The organism is Flavobacterium bomense (assembly GCF_003970355.1).
Genome location: NZ_RYDJ01000003.1, coordinates 197612 through 215634 on the forward strand (window position 1 = coordinate 197612; position 18023 = coordinate 215634).

General features: G+C 34.3%; 13 protein-coding genes and 2 pseudogenes. 3 read left to right on the plus strand and 12 right to left on the minus strand.

Translation table 11 applies throughout. From position 1 onward, the window contains the following. Positions 1 to 77 precede the first annotated feature (77 nt). Positions 78 to 2930: a carbamoyl-phosphate synthase large subunit gene (gene carB / locus EKL98_RS04915; RefSeq protein WP_126561686.1), complete on the plus strand. Its 2853-nt coding sequence runs from the start codon at positions 78 to 80 to the stop codon at positions 2928 to 2930. A 235-nt stretch (positions 2931 to 3165) separates the two neighbouring features. On the opposite strand, the gene EKL98_RS04920 is transcribed toward carB, so the two are convergent. The 4 genes from EKL98_RS04920 to EKL98_RS04935 form a co-directional block, all read right to left on the minus strand. Continuing rightward, complete coding sequence (locus EKL98_RS04920; RefSeq protein WP_126561687.1) at positions 3166 to 4332, minus strand: ATP-grasp domain-containing protein; 1167 nt, start codon at positions 4330 to 4332, stop codon at positions 3166 to 3168. Positions 4333 to 4348: 16 nt separating this feature from the next. After that, on the minus strand, positions 4349 to 5806 hold the full coding sequence (locus tag EKL98_RS04925) for a M28 family peptidase (protein ID WP_126561688.1): 1458 nt from the start codon (positions 5804 to 5806) through the stop codon (positions 4349 to 4351). Between the two features lie 550 nt (positions 5807 to 6356). Further along, positions 6357 to 6713 carry a helix-turn-helix domain-containing protein gene (locus tag EKL98_RS04930; protein WP_126456257.1) on the minus strand — a complete coding sequence of 119 codons (357 nt, stop codon included), beginning with the start codon at positions 6711 to 6713 and terminating at the stop codon, positions 6357 to 6359. 5 nt (positions 6714 to 6718) lie between these two features. Next, a complete protein-coding gene (locus EKL98_RS04935) occupies positions 6719 to 7012 on the minus strand; it encodes a type II toxin-antitoxin system HigB family toxin (RefSeq protein ID WP_126463225.1) in 294 nt (97 codons plus the stop codon). A 539-nt stretch (positions 7013 to 7551) separates the two neighbouring features. Between EKL98_RS04935 and EKL98_RS18665 the strand changes: the two are divergent. After that, positions 7552 to 7716 (plus strand): annotated as a pseudogene (locus EKL98_RS18665) (IS91 family transposase); the annotation flags it as partial. 293 nt (positions 7717 to 8009) lie between these two features. Here the strand turns inward: EKL98_RS18665 and EKL98_RS17830 are convergent. The 7 genes and pseudogenes from EKL98_RS17830 to EKL98_RS04970 all read right to left on the minus strand — a co-directional run bounded on the left by EKL98_RS17830 (position 8010) and on the right by EKL98_RS04970 (position 15522). Next, the gene (locus EKL98_RS17830; protein ID WP_197037221.1) at positions 8010 to 8156 is read right to left on the minus strand and encodes a hypothetical protein; all 147 of its coding nucleotides are present in this window, start codon (positions 8154 to 8156) and stop codon (positions 8010 to 8012) included. Beyond that, complete coding sequence (locus EKL98_RS04945; protein ID WP_197037222.1) at positions 8143 to 8727, minus strand: zeta toxin family protein; 585 nt, start codon at positions 8725 to 8727, stop codon at positions 8143 to 8145. Before EKL98_RS04945 ends, EKL98_RS17830 begins: the two co-directional genes overlap by 14 nt. Before the next feature lie 574 nt (positions 8728 to 9301). Continuing rightward, positions 9302 to 9991, minus strand: a complete 690-nt coding sequence (locus EKL98_RS04950; protein ID WP_158614829.1) for a hypothetical protein — start codon at positions 9989 to 9991, stop codon at positions 9302 to 9304. A 183-nt stretch (positions 9992 to 10174) separates the two neighbouring features. Beyond that, on the minus strand, positions 10175 to 12811 hold the full coding sequence (locus tag EKL98_RS04955; RefSeq protein WP_126463229.1) for a carboxypeptidase-like regulatory domain-containing protein: 2637 nt from the start codon (positions 12809 to 12811) through the stop codon (positions 10175 to 10177). A 26-nt stretch (positions 12812 to 12837) separates the two neighbouring features. Next, on the minus strand, positions 12838 to 13608 hold the full coding sequence (locus EKL98_RS04960) for a GLPGLI family protein (protein ID WP_126463231.1): 771 nt from the start codon (positions 13606 to 13608) through the stop codon (positions 12838 to 12840). Positions 13609 to 13945: 337 nt separating this feature from the next. Beyond that, a complete protein-coding gene (locus EKL98_RS04965) occupies positions 13946 to 14125 on the minus strand; it encodes a hypothetical protein (RefSeq protein WP_126463233.1) in 180 nt (59 codons plus the stop codon). A gap of 311 nt (positions 14126 to 14436) precedes the next feature. Next, positions 14437 to 15522 (minus strand): annotated as a pseudogene (locus EKL98_RS04970) (tyrosine-type recombinase/integrase). Between the two features lie 573 nt (positions 15523 to 16095). Here EKL98_RS04970 and EKL98_RS04975 point away from each other — a divergent pair. Beyond that, positions 16096 to 16536 carry a hypothetical protein gene (locus tag EKL98_RS04975; protein ID WP_126463235.1) on the plus strand — a complete coding sequence of 147 codons (441 nt, stop codon included), beginning with the start codon at positions 16096 to 16098 and terminating at the stop codon, positions 16534 to 16536. Positions 16537 to 16735: 199 nt separating this feature from the next. On the opposite strand, the gene EKL98_RS04980 is transcribed toward EKL98_RS04975, so the two are convergent. Beyond that, positions 16736 to 18010, minus strand: a complete 1275-nt coding sequence (locus EKL98_RS04980) for a peptidylprolyl isomerase (RefSeq protein WP_126463237.1) — start codon at positions 18008 to 18010, stop codon at positions 16736 to 16738. Between the last annotated feature and the right edge of the window lie 13 nt (positions 18011 to 18023).

The window sequence follows — 18023 nt, forward strand, 5'->3', positions numbered from 1 at the left end:
TTTACAGTTAAAAGATTTGAGTTCAGTAATTTTAATCTTTTCAAAACAACAACTACACAACACTATAATTACACACAATGCCAAAAGATACATCCATAAAATCAGTTTTAATAATAGGTTCAGGTCCTATTGTTATTGGTCAAGCATGCGAATTTGATTATGCGGGATCGCAATCTGCACGTTCTATTCGTGAAGAAGGAATCGAAGTTATTTTGATCAACTCGAATCCGGCAACAATCATGACCGATCCTTCAATGGCGGATCACATTTATTTATTGCCTTTAACGACAAAATCGATTATTCAAATTTTAAAAGAACATCCTCAGATTGATGCAGTCCTACCTACAATGGGAGGGCAAACGGCTTTAAATCTCTGTTTAGAAGCCGATGAAAAAGGGATTTGGCAGGATTTTGGCGTGAAATTAATTGGGGTGGATGTTAACGCCATTAACATTACTGAAGACAGAGAACAGTTCAAACAGCTTTTGAAAAAAATCGGAGTGCCATCTGCTCCCGCAGAAATATGTACGTCTTATCTTAGAGGAAAAGAAATTGCGCAAGAATTTGGTTTTCCATTAGTAATTCGTCCTTCGTTTACTTTAGGTGGAACAGGAGCGGCTATTGTTTATAAAAAAGAAGATTTTAACGAACTTCTAACCCGAGGTTTAGAAGCATCTCCTATTCATGAAGTCTTAATTGACAAGGCTTTAATGGGTTGGAAAGAATACGAATTGGAGCTTTTGAGAGATAAAAACGATAATGTTGTGATTATCTGTTCGATCGAAAATATGGATCCAATGGGAATCCACACCGGTGATTCCATCACTGTGGCGCCAGCAATGACATTATCTGACACGACTTTTCAAAGAATGCGTGATTATGCAATCTTGATGATGAGAAGTATCGGAAACTTTGCCGGAGGTTGTAACGTGCAGTTTGCCGTTTCTCCTGACGATAAGGAAGACATCGTAGCGATTGAAATCAATCCTCGTGTATCTCGTTCCTCTGCTTTGGCATCAAAAGCAACGGGATATCCTATTGCAAAAATCGCTTCCAAACTAGCTTTGGGGTACAACTTAGATGAACTGCAAAATCAAATTACCAAATCGACTTCGGCATTATTCGAACCAACTTTGGATTATGTGATTGTAAAAATTCCACGTTGGAACTTTGATAAATTCGAAGGAGCTGACAGAACGTTAGGACTTCAAATGAAATCTGTTGGGGAAGTAATGGGAATTGGACGTTCGTTCCAAGAAGCATTGCACAAAGCGACTCAATCATTAGAAATCAAAAGAAATGGTCTGGGTGCTGACGGAAAAGGATATACTAACTACGAACAGATTATCGAGAAACTGACTTTTGCGAGTTGGGATCGTGTTTTTGTGATTTATGATGCTATCGCGATGGGAATTCCATTGAGCCGCATTCATGAAATCACTAAAATCGATATGTGGTTCTTGAAACAATACGAAGAGCTTTATACGTTAGAGAAAGAAGTCTCTACTTATAAAGTGGATTCTTTACCCAGAGAATTGCTATTAGAAGCCAAACAAAAAGGTTTCGCCGACAGACAAATTGCTCACATGGTAGGTTGCTTGGAAAGCCAGGTACATACGCTGCGAACTACAATGAACATCAATCGTGTATTCAAATTGGTGGATACGTGTGCGGCGGAATTCAAAGCAAAAACGCCTTATTATTACTCGACTTTTGAAGCCGAAATAGAAAAAGCGGACGGAACCCGTTACGTTGACAATGAAAGTATTGTTACCGATAAAAAGAAAATAATCGTTCTTGGGTCAGGCCCAAATAGAATTGGACAAGGAATCGAATTTGATTATTCTTGTGTGCATGGTGTGTTAGCGGCTAAAGAATGTGGCTACGAAACGATTATGATCAACTGTAATCCGGAAACAGTTTCGACGGATTTTGATACAGCAGATAAATTGTATTTTGAACCGGTTTTCTGGGAGCATATTTACGATATTATTCAACATGAGAAACCAGAAGGGGTAATTGTGCAGTTAGGAGGTCAAACGGCCCTGAAACTAGCCGAAAAACTGTCTAAATACGGTATTAAAATTATAGGAACGAGTTTTGATGCATTGGATTTAGCCGAAGACAGAGGTCGTTTCTCAGAATTGTTGACCGATTTAAAAATTCCTTTTCCACAATTTGGAATCGCTGAAACAGCGGATGAAGCTTCAGCTTTGGCGGATACTTTAGATTTTCCATTATTGATTCGTCCTTCGTATGTGTTGGGTGGTCAAGGAATGAAAATTGTAATCAACAAACAAGAACTGGAAGAGCACGTAATCAATTTATTGAAAACGATTCCAGGAAATAAATTGCTTTTAGACCATTATTTAGATGGTGCAATTGAAGCGGAAGCTGATGCGATTTGCGATGGCGAAAATGTGTACATCATAGGAATTATGGAGCACATCGAACCTTGCGGAGTGCACTCTGGAGATAGTAACGCGACTTTGCCACCGTTTAACTTAGGTGAATTTGTAATGCAACAAATAAAAGACCACACTAAAAATATTGCGTTGGCTTTGAGAACCGTTGGTTTAATCAACATTCAGTTTGCAATCAAAGATGATATCGTTTACATCATTGAAGCAAATCCTAGAGCGTCTCGTACGGTGCCGTTTATTGCAAAAGCTTACGGAGAACCGTATGTGAACTATGCGACCAAAGTAATGTTAGGGCATAATAAAGTAACCGATTTTAAATTTAATCCGCAATTGAAAGGATATGCCATCAAGCAACCGGTTTTCTCTTTCAGCAAGTTCCATAATGTGAACAAAGCATTAGGACCAGAAATGAAATCAACAGGAGAAAGCATCTTGTTTATTGATGACTTGAAAGACGATCAATTCTACGAATTGTACTCCAGAAGAAAAATGTATTTGAGTAAGTAGAAACTTGAATTTATTATATGTAAAAAGCCCCGATTGGGGCTTTTTTAGTAGAATTTGCTGAAAGGTAAAATAGCGCAGATGCTTTTATTGTGCCACGCAACCAAGTCTAGCTTTGGATAGCTTTTTCTTTGAAAGCTTTTTCGTAAATTTTGCGCACTTGTTTCATAGATTAAAATTAAGATTATTTCTTAACTTTCTATGATGGCTAAGTTAGCATGTTACTTTAAAATTTTCCTTATTTCGATACTATATATTTTCTTAAATCAGAGGTTAGGATGTCATTTAATTCCTTTTGATTACTGGCAGCACTTTCAATAAAGGCAAATCCAAAAACAGGATATTTATTTATATCTAATTCTCTAATTACTATCGGTTTTTCAAAATCTTTAGCAAGACCTGAATAGTTAAATCCTAAAATATCCGAAGGGATTATTCCCGAATTATTATCCAAAATAATGACACTAAATGTTTTATTCTCTTTTCCTTTAAATATAGTATCCCAGTCTGGTTTTTTGTTTTCACAAAAGCATTTGTATTCATTAAATCCTAAAGTTACTCCTAGAAGATCGGCCGTGGTGCAAAATCCACCAAAGCGTAAAGGGTTTACTTCGATGGGGATTATTTTTCCATTTTCATCTATGCGGACTTCTGCATGAGCCGGGAAATTTTTTAAATGTAACTCTTTACCAATTTTACTTAAAAAATATTCAAGATCAATTTTATACTTTTCAATGATTGCTTTGGATGTTGAATAAACCCGATCACTTGTGTCTGTACCGGATGAAAAGAGGTGGTGTAAAACGTTTAACAAAACAGCATCTCCATTATTGTCGTAATAATAATCGATTGCATATTCTTCTCCACGAATAAATTCTTCAATAATAAAATTACTTGTGTTTAATACATTTTCAGGAAATATACTTTTAAGTTTATCAGGTTGTAACTCACTTTTAGCTTTTACCCAGTCTTTCTCATTTTCTACTATATGAACTCCTATGCTAAAGAAACCAACAGCAGGTTTAATTACAAATGGGAACCGAATCTCATCATCGGACAATCGTTGGATTTCTTCAATACTTATTTGCTTGAAATAAAAGTCGGGAAACAACTCTTTTATAAGTTCTCTAAACTTTACTTTATTTTTTAAAACTTGTAATTGACTTGATAATTCACTTTCTCCATAGTATTGGTCGATCCAAGCTAATGCGTTCTCTGAATTGCTATAAAGAGAAATTTCTGGATTATTTTTTAGTAAAGTGATTGCTTCCTCTTCGGCTATCCATGCCAAAGAATCATCTTTTACCAATTCTTTTGCTACTTTGGTTGCAATTATTTTATAATTATTATCTTTTATTGTTTTGATAAGAAAATCGGAAACAAATGGCTTGTCTATTAAGAACATAATAAGTAGTTATTTTTTATTTTTTTATTTCAATAGTTAAAGCAGGACGTTTGGCACTTTCAGCAACTCTCCATCCGGTTTCATAGATCCACTTTGCCATCTTAGTAAGTTTTACGTAGTCAATTTTATCTGGGCTATCGAAGGGGGTATGGTAGTCAGGGTGTAATAAGGTGGTAAAAAATATTGCTGGAACATTAGCTTGAGCATAGGGAAGATGATCGCTTCGGAAGTACCAATTCTCTGGGTGATCTGCAGCATCCCAAGAAGTATCTACTTTGAAGTTGGCAATACTTTTATTAGCTGCTAAAGTGATAGCTACAAGGTCAGAAGAATTAAGATGAGGTTCTGTTACGCCCAATAGTGCAGCAGAATCAGGTGCATTGCGTCCTATCATATCGCCATTTAAAACAGCAACTATGGAGGGCAGTTTAACGGTGGGATGGCTAACAAAATAGCGAGAACCCAATAAACCCCTTTCCTCAGATCCGTGCCATACAAATAAAGCCGATCGCTTAGCGGGTTGTGTACTCCACGCACTCCCTATTGCAAGCATCGCTACCGTTACTGATGCATTATCATCAGCACCGTTCCAGATAGGATCACCGTTAACAGCTGGTCCTACTCCGTCATGGTCCTGGTGACCGCTGAATAAAACATATTCCTCTTTCAGTTTAGGATCAGTTCCATCAACCTTAGCAACAACATTAATAGAGGGATAGTCAAAATTCTCTACCTTCAAAGTAGTTTTTAAATAAGCGCCTTGTTTAGAAAACATATTCTTTAACTGTTTACTTGCCAATATAATTGGTACCGTAGCTGCAGTAGAGGATTGGGCACCTTCTATTCCATAACTTCCTTCTTGATAATGAAATCCCGTAAATGAGATAAGTGATTCTACAGTGTCATCAGCAACAAAAATTATAGCAGTAACACCGCGGCTGAGGAGTTCTTTTCCCTGCTGGTTCATGGCAGAAGCGGTATAACGATATTGCCAGAGGCTCACCCAGTCTTGAATAATGGGGGTTGGAGGCATAATATTCATAGCTACAATTTTGCCTTTCAGATCGACAGTATTATCCGGTATTTTGTCCAGCCAAACTACGGAGCCTTCTAGGGTAGTGTCAACCAAATTAGTTGGCCAAATCTCTTTCCAAAGATCAAGTGCTTTACCATTTACACTAACAGTACTACTATTGGCCACACGGCTGCGTTTCAGATTAAAGAATTGGAAGTAGGTTCCATCTTCGCCTGCAGGTTTAAGGCCAGCTTCACGGGCCTTTTGAGCCACCCAAACAGAAGCTCGCATTTCGCCAAGTTCTCCTCCTCTTCGTCCCCGAAAGGCGTCACCCGCCAGTTCATATAAATCATCTTTTAGATCTTGCTGCTTAATTTTATCTAATTGTGGTGCTGTGCTTTGCGCAAAAAGCGAAGTGGAAATAAATAATATTAAAAGAAGAATTTGTTTGGATTTCATAAGATTTATTTTTAAAAATTGAAAAGTTTAAAATCGTAAAGGATCTATGAGTATTGGCAGCCTGTCTGTAATCGCTGTTGAATAGCCTAGTCTTTCCAAATGTATAGATAATCTTTTATTACAAATCATCAAAATGACTTTTTTTTTGCTGAATACTTTTGGTACTTCATTGACTATGAGTTTTTCTACTATTTCGCTCTAATAATTCCCGAATATAGCGTAAATCCGTTTCGTTTACTAAGAAATGTGTCGCATAGGGATTCTATTTGGGACTTTATTTGGTATCCTGGTTTCTTAACTTTTTATGCTGGTGAAGTTAGCATGTCCACGCTACAAAAAAAGAGGCTCGCTTGCCTCTTGTAATTCTCTCTAAAAACTTTACGACAACTCCATAGTGTTAACGGACGTACAATCGGTTCTCCCGTAAAAACGGGACAGGCTGTTCAACCCGGGTTTACCTCATTGAATTTATTTTTGTTGGATTCGGTGATTATAATTCATTGTTGGTGCTGCGCACGCAACGAAACCCTAGCTGTTGGCAGTCGTACTTTTAATAAGTTTGAATTAAAACGTCAGTTGGTATATGAAGCCTTTCGTGTAATTGTCTTATCATTTCCAAAGAAAGCTTTCTTTTTCGGTTTAAAATTTCGCTTGCACGACTTTTCAGACCTATAATATTTGCTAAATCATTTTGGTTGTAACCCATTTGCTCCATTCTAAATTTAATTGCTTCAATGGGGTCTGGTAAGCTGATAGGAAATTTTTCATTTTCATATTTGTCAATTAAAATACCGAGCACCTCAAGTTCGTCTCCTTCAGGAGAGCCATTTTTTGCATCAAAGATTATTTCAAGTCTTTGTAAAGCTTGATTGTAATCGTTTTCTGTTTTTATAGGTTTAATTTCCATAATATTTAAATTTCATTTGCATTAATCTTGTCATATTCTGCATGCGTTCCAATAAATCGAATCCAAATCATTTGATATTCATAAGTTAGTTTAACTATCAATCTGTAATTATTTCCTTTAATATTGAAAACTATTCTATTGTCATTTAAAATACTAGCACTAGGATAATCTAACTTTATTTCGTTTGGGTTTTTCCATTCAGCTGTACTTGCTTCTTGAAACCATGATTTTAATTGTTGTTCACAATCACCATGTATCTCCCAAAAGTCTTTTAATATTTTTTTAGCTACTACTCTCAAATGTATTAATTTTTTTCAAAGATAATAAAAAAAAGTTCCCGAAATGGGATTTCTATTTTTTCCGTCGCAAGTGTGTATGACTGCCAACGTCAGTTCGTCTAAAAATCTCTAAACGAACTGTATTTTGTTACTCATTGAGTAAATACCTGTGATTTAAACTACAATTAAAATTCGTTCTGGCAAAATTCGCTTATGAATATTAAAATATAACAGTCCGTAAAAAGGGTTAAAAATTGTTTTTAGAGTCCCAAAATATAAAGCCATCTTTTTTAGGAGATTGCACTGAATACGAACAAATCCGGAGCAAAGTGAACACCTCATTCCGGTTCAAACTGGACAGTTTTGATGATAATTTTTAGCTTCGATAGCGCGGATTTGCAATCCGTGCCCGTAAACAATATCGAAATAATTCTAATAAAACCACTTCTATTTCACACTCTAAACGGGCACAATTTCTTGCTGAATCATTCTCTTTGTGGGCACGGATTGCAAATCCGCGCTATCGTTGTCCGAAAAATCAGATATCCGCGCGATCGGGGCTGCAAGTGAAGGTGTTAGAAAAAGTAGAAAAGAAGCCTTTTTTACCCAAGTGTCCGTGTTGTAAAACAGGAAATTTACACCGGATAGCAGTCTTTGACCAGCGTGGTCCACCTGCTTGGTATCTTGGCGGTAGCCAAAGTTCAAATTCCTGTCCCGCTAATTAGCGGGATGGGTAAGGGAACTTGTGCTCAAAAGTGATGAAAAACACGAAAAAAAACAAGCTGAAACCACGCTACAAAAAAAGAGGCTCGCTTGCCTCTTATAATTCTCTCTAATTTTTTTTCGATAAGAGCATAGCGTTGACGGACGTACAATCGGTTCTCCCGTAAAAACGGGACAGGCAGTTCAACCCGGATTTACCTCATTGAATTTATTTTTGTTGGTATTCGGTGATTATAATTGATTTTTCGTGCTGCGCACGCAACGAAACCCTAGCTGCTGGCAGAAGTGCAAATATTTACGGTTTTAGTCTTACGATTTGGTTATCTTTCAATATTATCAATTCGCTATTCATTTTCTTTTTGAATTCGATTAGTTTTTCATAAACTTTATCCATTCCTTCTAAAATCTTGGTTTGATTTAATGTTCTTTTATGCTTTTTCATTGTAATATTTTTTAAGTTTATCGAATTTCATTTCATTTAAAATGTTTATTTCTGTTTCTAAAGTTTTTTCAGCAATCAATTCAGGTTTCCCTCCTGAATTATCAAAAATCATAACTTCATCAACTATTGAAAGATAAATTTCAAATAAGTTTTTAATCCCGTTTTTATATCTACGTCGAATAACTTCTGTCTCTATATTATGTCCACCTTCCAATACTCGTGTTTTTACTCTTTCAATTGCCAAATCTACGTTTTGCAACCAAAAAAAAAGTAAAGTAACAGTATAATTTTTACTCTGAGCTTTTATTACTTTTGACTTATAACTTTTGGTAGCTAAAGTAGTTTCAAAAGCAAAATTTTCATTAATTTCAAGAAGTTCATTAACTCTCTTTATCATTATTCTTCCAGCTTCAAATGAAACTTTTTCGGGCTGAAATGGCGATAATCCTTTCGCTATTTCGTCAGCATTTACAAATTCTTTACAGTCTAAAATATCAGGTAAAATAGTAAAAGAAGCGGTTGTTTTCCCTGCTCCGTTGCAACCTGCAATTATGTAAAGGTTTTTATTCATAATTGCAAATATAATCAAATTCAAAATTGGAAACTATTCTTTTTCGATTTCTGGATTTTTTTGAGATTACTGCCAACGTCAGTTCGTCTAAAAATCTCTAAACGAACTGTATTTTGTTACTCATTGAGTAAATACCTGTGATTTAAACTACAATTAAAATTCGTTCTGGCAAAAGTTGCTTTATAGATATTCCGGGTCAAACTGGACCGGTGATTCCGGAGCAAAGTGAACACCTCATTCCGGTTCAAATTGGACAGTTTTGATGATAATTTTTAGCTTCGATAGCGCGGATTTGCAATCCGTGCCCGTAAACAATATCGAAATAATTCTAATAAAACCACTTCTATTTCACACTCTAAACGGGCACAATTTCTTGCTGAATCATTCTCTTTGTGGGCACGGATTGCAAATCCGCGCTATCGTTGTCCGAAAAATCAGATATCCGCGCGATCGGGGTTTTTTTGGTTTAAAATATCATATAACGTCCCGCTACTACAGCGGGTTTGTGACTAAATTAAGTCCTATTTTCGGATTTGCCAAATATTCACAAATACAAAACCATTTTCCCATTCAGCTAAATGCCCAAATCCGTTTTAGTAGCTGTTATGCCTAGTTTTTTATCGTCAACAATCCTCTCAACCAAATCTCGGAATGTTTGAATATTTCCAGTCTTTATACTTCTTTTGTATATCCAGTTCGGAAATATTTTGTCAATCCAATATTTAAATCGTCTTTCATTTTCTAATTTCCCATATTCAAGCTTGTCAAAAGTCTTTAAACCAGTTAAAGTTACTTCTTCCAATAGTGGAGAAAAATTCTTGTTTACGTTTAGAAACTCTTCAATTTTTGTAGAAGGTTTCAAGTTGGAAACATCAACACCTTTGTTTTTTAGATTTCTCTTTAATGTTATAAAAATTGCTGTTGTTAAACATTCCGCACCTAAAATTTTAATAGGTTTGATTATTTCTTTTTCAGCAATAGTTGATAAAAAGATACAAAGTTCTCCCAGAGTTTTTTTGTCATCAGGATTTAAGATTCTGTCCCAAGTTTTTAATGGCACATTAATTCTGAATTCTTGATTTAAAAATTCAGCAAGTTCATCCCAAGGCAATAAATCTTGAGCATCACGCCATTCATAAATTAAGGTCTCCTTTGTTAATACAAAAGTTTCATTGGCCATTATGTCAAGTGGACTGCAAAGTCTATGCTGTTCTTTAAATATTTCAAAAAGTTCGTCAGGTGTATATGTTGTATTATCGTTCATTTCTTTTGTCCTAAAATTAGGCATAACGTTATGCCACTTTGAGATGGCTGGAAATTCGTAACCGCTCCATTTTCGACTTAACGAAAACATGATGCGAAACGTTAATTCCACTAAATCACAGACTAAATCAAAACGGCTGTTGCAAGATGCCTTTCTTGTTTACTTTGTTACGATTGTTTATTTTCAAAACCTATATTCCATTTTTAATAGCATATATCTTGGCATTAATCTATATTCGGTTTGTGAAATATTAATGTCAGAAATACTGTAATTCCGAAATGTTTCTGTATTGAAAAGATTATTACCAGATAGAAAAAACGTAAGTTTATTTTCTTTAACCACATAACGCGCTTCTAAATCTAAAAAATAATATTTGTTATTGTCTTTATCTAAATTTCCAAAAAAATAGCGTTCAGATTGTAACTGAATATTAAATTTATCACTAAACATAAACGATAAATCTAAAAAACTCATATTATCTGTAAATGAATTTTTTATGGTAGTTTCTACTTGGTTGTAATTCCATTTTGAGCCAATGTGGTAATTAAAAAAACCTCTAAAACCAGAACGCAATTCAAAACCATAATCCGCATTGAAGTTTTTAACTTCTCTTAAATTTGAATTGTTTACGATATTTTTAAAATTAGTTTTGTTTGCTCCTAAATTGATTTTTAAGTTGGACTTTATAGGTTTAAAATAACGGTCGATGCTTGAAGAAATAGACAAAAATTCACGGTCTTTGATGATGATTTTTTCGGATTGTGAATAATTTTGAGCAATGATAGAATTATTGCTAAAAAAATCATTGTTTGTAGAGTATAGAATAAACGTATTGGCAAAAAACTTGTCGCCCCAACTGCCATAAGTATAATTTAAAACGGCACTTGATGAATTCAACTGATTAAATTCCTCTAGACCTTTTGAAAAAGAACGAAAACCTGTTTGTACAAATCCAGAATATACATCTAAAACGCCTGCATTTGTAGTGTTGTAAGAATAGGATGTTAAGATTTTGTTTTTGTCGTTAATTTTCCAATCTAACCCAATTTTTGGCATAATGTAAAAAGGATTTTGAGTGGTTTTTTCTTCAAAATTTGCTAATTGATTGAATAATTGATGAAAATCTGATTGGGTTAATAAAGTGAAATTTTTTAATTTAAAATCATATTTAGCGGATAAATACAAATCGTTTGTGGTATAAGTTAAGTTATTTTGATACCCATTTGGAAAAGCGAGATTGTTTTCATTTTGCAACAACTCAAAACTAGTGTTTAAATCATCAATTCGTACCTGATTGCCGATTTTTAGTTCTAACAAATCGCCATTTCTCTTTTTGTCTAACAAATGAGCTTCCAACCCTGCAAACTGCATTTTGTTTTTGCTGAATTGTTTGGTGTTATTTGCGTTTTCTGTAAACAAATCATTAAAAATAAACTGATTAACTGAGTAATTTTGTAGCGTTTTCTCGTTGATGTATCGGCTTGAAAGTAAAAAAACTTTATTCTCTTTGAATTTGTTAGTAAAAACTATTTTTTGGTCAAAAAGTTGGTTGTTTGCATTTAAACGTTCGTTTAGTAAATCATTGTTGAATAACAAATCGCTTCTGTTTTTTTCGTTGGTTTTATTGAATTTTCCTGTATATGCAAAAGTTTTAGTTTTGGTAATATCGTAGGTTAAATCTACTTTTCCAAAGCCTGTGAGTTGTGTTTTTCTGCCCACAAAATTTTCGGTATTTGTAAATGTTGTATTTTCAACAGAAAATTGCTGCAAACTATTTCTGAAAAAATCAATTTCATCAGTATTAAGAAAACCTAAAATTTTGAGTTTAATTTTATCAGAAAGTGTAAAAATACTATTTAAAGATAGCATTTCGGCATTGTTGAGATTCACTCTTTTTTGTTTTAAGTTTGGCGTATCAATACCTAAACCTAACAATGTATTTGCTGTTTGGTCATCGCCAATACTTGCAGGTTCATCAAAACGATAAGGTCTTATTAAATTGTTAATTTCGCCTGTGGCATCCTCGCCAATATTATTGATATTTGTTAAAAAATAATATTTATTTTTTTTTCCAAAGTTCATTAAATTACTTCTAACTTCATAACGATTTTCTGACCCCAAACCATAACCAGCTGAAATATTGCCAAACCAAACACGCTTTGCATCTTCTTTTAGGGTTAAATTTAGTGCTACTTTATTGCTATTCTCTATTCCTTTTAGATGTTTGTTATTTGAATAATGCTGATAGATTTCTACTTTCTCTACTGGGTTTACAGGCATGTTTTTAGTCAAAATTTTATAACCTCTTTCGAACATATCATCACCATCAATCATTACTTTTTCCACTTCTTGATTGCCTACTTTGATAGTTCCATCTGATGTAATATTAAGGCCTGGAATTTTTTTTAGTAAATCCTCAATCACTTGCTCATTGCCTTGAATAAATGACTTTGCAAGAAACGAAATCGTGTCTTTTTTGATAGTAATTGGTTTTTCGGAAGTGATAATTACTTCATCTAAAATGGTAACTTCATCAACAAGATTTATGTTATAAACGATTGATTCATTGTTAATAAGTAGAGGAATTGTTTTTCTTTCATAATTAATACTCGAAAATTCAAGAAAATACTCTCCATTTGGAATGTTGTGAATTTCGTAATCACCATTTTCATTGGTGAATGTATAATTTATAATACTTAAATCAGTTGATTTCTTTAAGACTACATTTATTAAAAAGGCAGGTTTTTTTTTATTGTCTCCTACCTTTCCAATTATATTCCATTGAGAATAACAATTTATACTGATTGTAATTAAAAACATTAATATACAATTTTTAGAGTTCATTGCTATTCAATTTTCTTTTCTATTTCATTATTGTCATCTTCTGTCATTTCAATAGATGCACCTCGTGGAAGTTTTGCTAATAATTTTGTTCTAAATATTTTTTCTGATTTTTTATCATAATCATCTCGTAATGTGGAATAAGTATTAATTGTTATATTGTTTGTATAAATAGTTTTAGGTATTTTCAAAGTAGTTTTATGAGGTATTTTAATATTTTCTGCTATAAAACTAACCTCCCCTTTATCATCTTGCACTTTTAAAATTAGCCCAGGTAAACCTGAGAATTTCCACGGACCAACAGGTAGCGGAATTTGTTCAGTGTACCACGCTGTATAGACTCGTCCTCTAAATTTAGTGGTAGCTTTCTTGCAATTATAATTTTTTATTTGGGATGTTTCTTGATGCAAAACCCACTTTATGCTAAAAGGTTCTATAATATTGTATTCTTTAAAGCTTTCTCCATCGTTTTCAGTTAGATAAACTTTAGAAATAATTTCTTTTTTTTTATAATTTACAAGAATAAATGGATGTATGCTATCTGGCCATTTTCTATTTAAAGTCGTAATTCCAGTTTCTTCATTTGCAATAGCACTTTCAGGTTTTATCTTTTTTATCAAACTATATGTTGATTGATTTCCGTTAATTATGAGTTCTTCATAAATTGGAGCATAACTGTTTTTTAAAAGTAAAGATTTATAAGTTATTTTTGCATTGGTTTGACAATATGAAGTAAACGCAATCAAAAAATTTATAAACAGTATGTATTTTTTCATCTTTTTAAATGTTTTTGTAAAAAAAAGATTGCCTAAAAGTTTTTTTGTTAAATAATTTAACAGTAAGCCATTTAGACAATCTGTTTTAGTAATTAAAATTAATTTTCATTATTATTTATTGAAACCAACTCCCTATTTTAAACTTAGCGCAAGTCCATAATGATTGATCGTGCAAGGTGATTGTGTAAGACTTTCCGTCAATCATGAAATTCCCTTAACAGTCCATAACTTCCATAGACTCTTTAATATTATGTTCTCTATTATTTGCATATGACTCTGCAAATAAACAATTACAAAATAGGACTAAAATTATAAATTTATTTCTCATAATATAAAATTATTGAATCATTGCTTTTATTAGGGCTGCACAGCTAGTTCCGTGAACTGTAATAGTATAACTTTTCCCTGTTGTATTGTCTTTAATAGTCATTTTACAATCTTCTACAAGTTTTTGTTGTGCTACTACCGAAGAAAATAAAGCGATAGTCAAAATTGATGTTAAAAATAATTTTTTCATTTTAAAAAGTATTGTGCTTCAATCTTTGCAAGTTCTTCTGGAATGTTAAGGCAGTCAAAGATTTTCTACTATTGTTTTCCCTTATGGGTTTCTGCCCGCTACAAGTAATTTATTTTCTTCCGTTAGGTGTTATTTCGTCTTTTATAAGAGCCATTTCGTAGGCTGAACGTTGAAATTTTACACGAACGTTGTTCATAAGGTTTCTTGCAACTTGTCTATACTCGCTATAAAGTAGCGACTATACACCCTGTTTTGGGTAGATTGTCGCTATTGAGCAGCGCATTGCGATTCAAATATAATAAATTAATTTCTTACAAATCATCAAATGGGCTTTTTATTTGTTGCAAACTTTTCGTACTTACGTGAGTATAAATTTCGGTGGTTTTGCTGCTGCTGTGTCCCAATAATTCTTGTATATATCTTAAATCGGTGCCACTTTCTAATAAGTGCGTTGCGTAGCTGTGTCTGAGCCAATGTAAGGTGGCTGGTTTTGTGATCCCAGCTTTTTGAAGCGCTTGTTTCAACACCTATTGCAAACTTCTATCATCGTAGGGTTGTCCTTTGATTTGTCCTTCAAATAAATAAGATATAGGTCTATAAACTTTATAATACTCACGAAGCATTTCTAATATTTTTAGACTTAATGGCACAATCCTGTCTTTTTGACCTTTGGCGTTTTTTAGCAAAACTATGTTTCGGTTAGCATCGATATGAACGGGTCGAAGTGCTAATAATTCACCACAGCGTAACCCACAACTATAAATCAGACTCAACATCATTTTGTGCTTAATGTTGCTGTGTGCATTCAAAATCAATTTTATCTCTTCTTTGCTCAATACATTTGGCAAAACCTTAGCCCGTTTTGGTCGGTGAATTTTGTCAATTTCGATTTTGGTGTTTTGTATAGTTTTAAAATATAGCTTAAGGGCGTTTGTAATTTGGTTTTGATACGAAGCCGAAAGATTGTTTTTCAAAATGTATTCATTATTGTACACAATTACATCTTCATTGGTAATTTCAGCAATAGGTTTTTGGTTATAAAAAACCAAGAAGCATTTCAAAGCTTCACTATAGGTAACAACCGTACTTTGGCTATACCGCTTGGAACGCATCCATTGCTTGAGTTTCTCGATTTGAGCAATGCCTTCAGGTGACGGAAAGGAGTAGGTAAGTGCTGGGATTTTAAACCGAATTCTATTTTCTTCCGTATCTGGAATGTGCCAAGCGACTAAAGATTGGCTCCATCTGGAACCGGCTACTGTTTTTATTCGAGTAATTAATTCTTGATTTTTTTCGAAATAGACCGCGATTCTTTTCTCTTTTTTATGTGTAATAATTTTAGCATTCCAGCTCATACTATTTCTTTTGGTGGTACTAAAGTAGCCATTTATTGTCATCTTTCCAAAATAGTGAACTGGCTTCGATGCTAGTTAAAACAATGTGCTTCAATGTGTTTTGCTTCTGGATTCTAAAAATAATATAGGATTATCATTTAGAATGGTATCCGTACAGACTTTAATACTGCCGTCAAATCTATTACATTTTTAGTCCAGCATTAATGATTAAGCAGCAAGAAAAGGATATAGATACAAGTATTAAAAAAAGTGCTGCCACAGCATAGGCTGATAAAAGATTTTTAAAGATGCCTGATGAATTAATCGGTGTAAATGGGTGAAATCTCAGGAAAGAAATCCAGCGCTGGATTAAAACAAAACCTTAAATTGTAGTTTTAACGATGGGGATTAAAAAAAATTGAGCACTTTGCCGCCCCGAAAACCGATCCTACTCTGTAGTTTGGCAGCTGGTTTTTTTATACTCGGCTAGATTACTAAAAAGTCTTCAGTTTTTAATGATAAAAAGGGCAAACATTATAAAAACTTTGCGAACTTTGCGTTCCATAATCAGGATTGGAAAAGGAGCTGTTGCAATACACATTGATTTTTCTATTCACTAAAAAAAACAGACTACGTATGAAAATAAATCCAAAACACGGCATCGATAAGCTTCTTTTCGGGATGAAACAAAATGATGTTACGGCGCTTTACGGGAAACCAGACCGCAATTATAAGGATGAGGATGATAATGTAATTTTTGCTTACAACAAACTCAAAATGCGCTTGACATTCTATAAGGAAGAAGAGCTGAAATTGGGGTACATTGTCGCATCAAGTCCGGAGTTGGAATTATTTGGATACAAATTGATCAACAGAAAAATTAGTGAGGTCAAAAAAGATTTGGTTACCAAAGGAATCACTAAATTTACTCAGGAAGAGTTTGATACGTTCGAAAATTACTTCAACGAGGAAAACTGGATCATTTTTCAAACAGAATTTGATGAGGTGGTGAAATTTGAAATTGGTGCAATTATCAATCAGAAAGATGAATTTGACTGGAAATTTACAAAGAAATAATAGTGTTGGTTTACGTCTGATAGCACACAGATGGCACGGTTGCGACAGAAGAAAAACGAATTTTAAGTATTTTTTAATCAGTGTAACCCAGTTTAAATCCGCATACTGAATAAGATTTATCTAAATGGATTAAATAATAAACCCGACAGTTTTCCTTTGATGAGAATTGTCGGGTTTTATAATTGTCAAATATTTTATTTTATTGTTTTGGAGTTGGCTGTTTTTCTAGCATTTCTAATTCGAACACAAGCATTGTATTAGGCGGAATAACGCCTCCGGCACCTCGCTCGCCATACGCCAGATTGGATGGAATAAAAATGACTGCTTTATCGCCAAAAGCCATATTGTCAAGTCCTTCAATAAATCCGGGTATCATGCCGTCTTTTTTTCCGGCTTCAAACGGGAAGGCTCGGTATCCGTTTTGGGCGGCACGATTGGCATCAAATTTCCCGTAGACTTGATTGACTTCTTCATAGCTACTGTCAAATAGGGTTCCGTCCTCAAAATAGCCTGCGTAATGAAAATAAAATGTTGCTCCGTTAGCAGGTTTTACTCCGGTTCCTTTCTCTGTTATCTTGTACGCTAATCCGGAAGGTGTGATGGTTGCTGTCGCTTTAGCAGCGGCTAAATAGGTTTTTTTAGCGGTTACTACAGCACCGTATTTTTCCATGTATACTCGTTTAGCTTCCGCTTCCAGCGCTTCTCTTTTTACTTTGTTTTCCGCTTCAAAAACAGCTTGTTTTGCTTTATTTTCAGCGTTTGCCAGGTCTTGTTTTTTCTGGTCTTCGGATTTATTGTTGAAATAATCAGCGAATACTTTTGGCGCATCAAATTTTTTGGCCAAAGCGCCTTTTCTCACAATAGTAATCTTTGTAATTACATCGCTTTGCGCAATAGCGTTCACGATGGCCATTCCTTGGGTTACATGCCCAAAAACGGAGTGCTTACCATCTAACCATGGCGTTGCTTTATGGGTGATAAAAAACTGGCTTCCATTAGTTGCAGGTCCAGAATTAGCCATAGAAAGAATACCGGCTTTGTTGTGTCTCAAGTCCGTAAATTCATCTTTGAAACTATAACCTGGGCCACCGGAACCATTGCCGGAAGGATCTCCAGTCTGTATCATAAAATCTTGTATGACACGGTGAAATTTCAGAGCGTCAAAGAACGGTTTTCCTTTTAGTTTGTCATCAGTGACAAAAGTGTTTTTACCTTCTGCCAATGCAATGAAGTTCGCAACGGTAACCGGTGCTTTTTGGTAGGCTAGTTCCACTACAATGTCTCCTTTGTTGGTAGCAATTGTTGCAAAAATTCCCTCGATAACTACCGGAGCTTTTACCGCAGGTTTCACCGGTTTTTTTACAATTGCTTTTGCTGTTGTCACCGGTTTTTTGGCAGGAATAGATTTCTTGACCGTTTGGGAATGTACATTGACCATTCCCAGAAACAATAAAACCAGAATTTTAAATTTCATAGTGTACTAATTT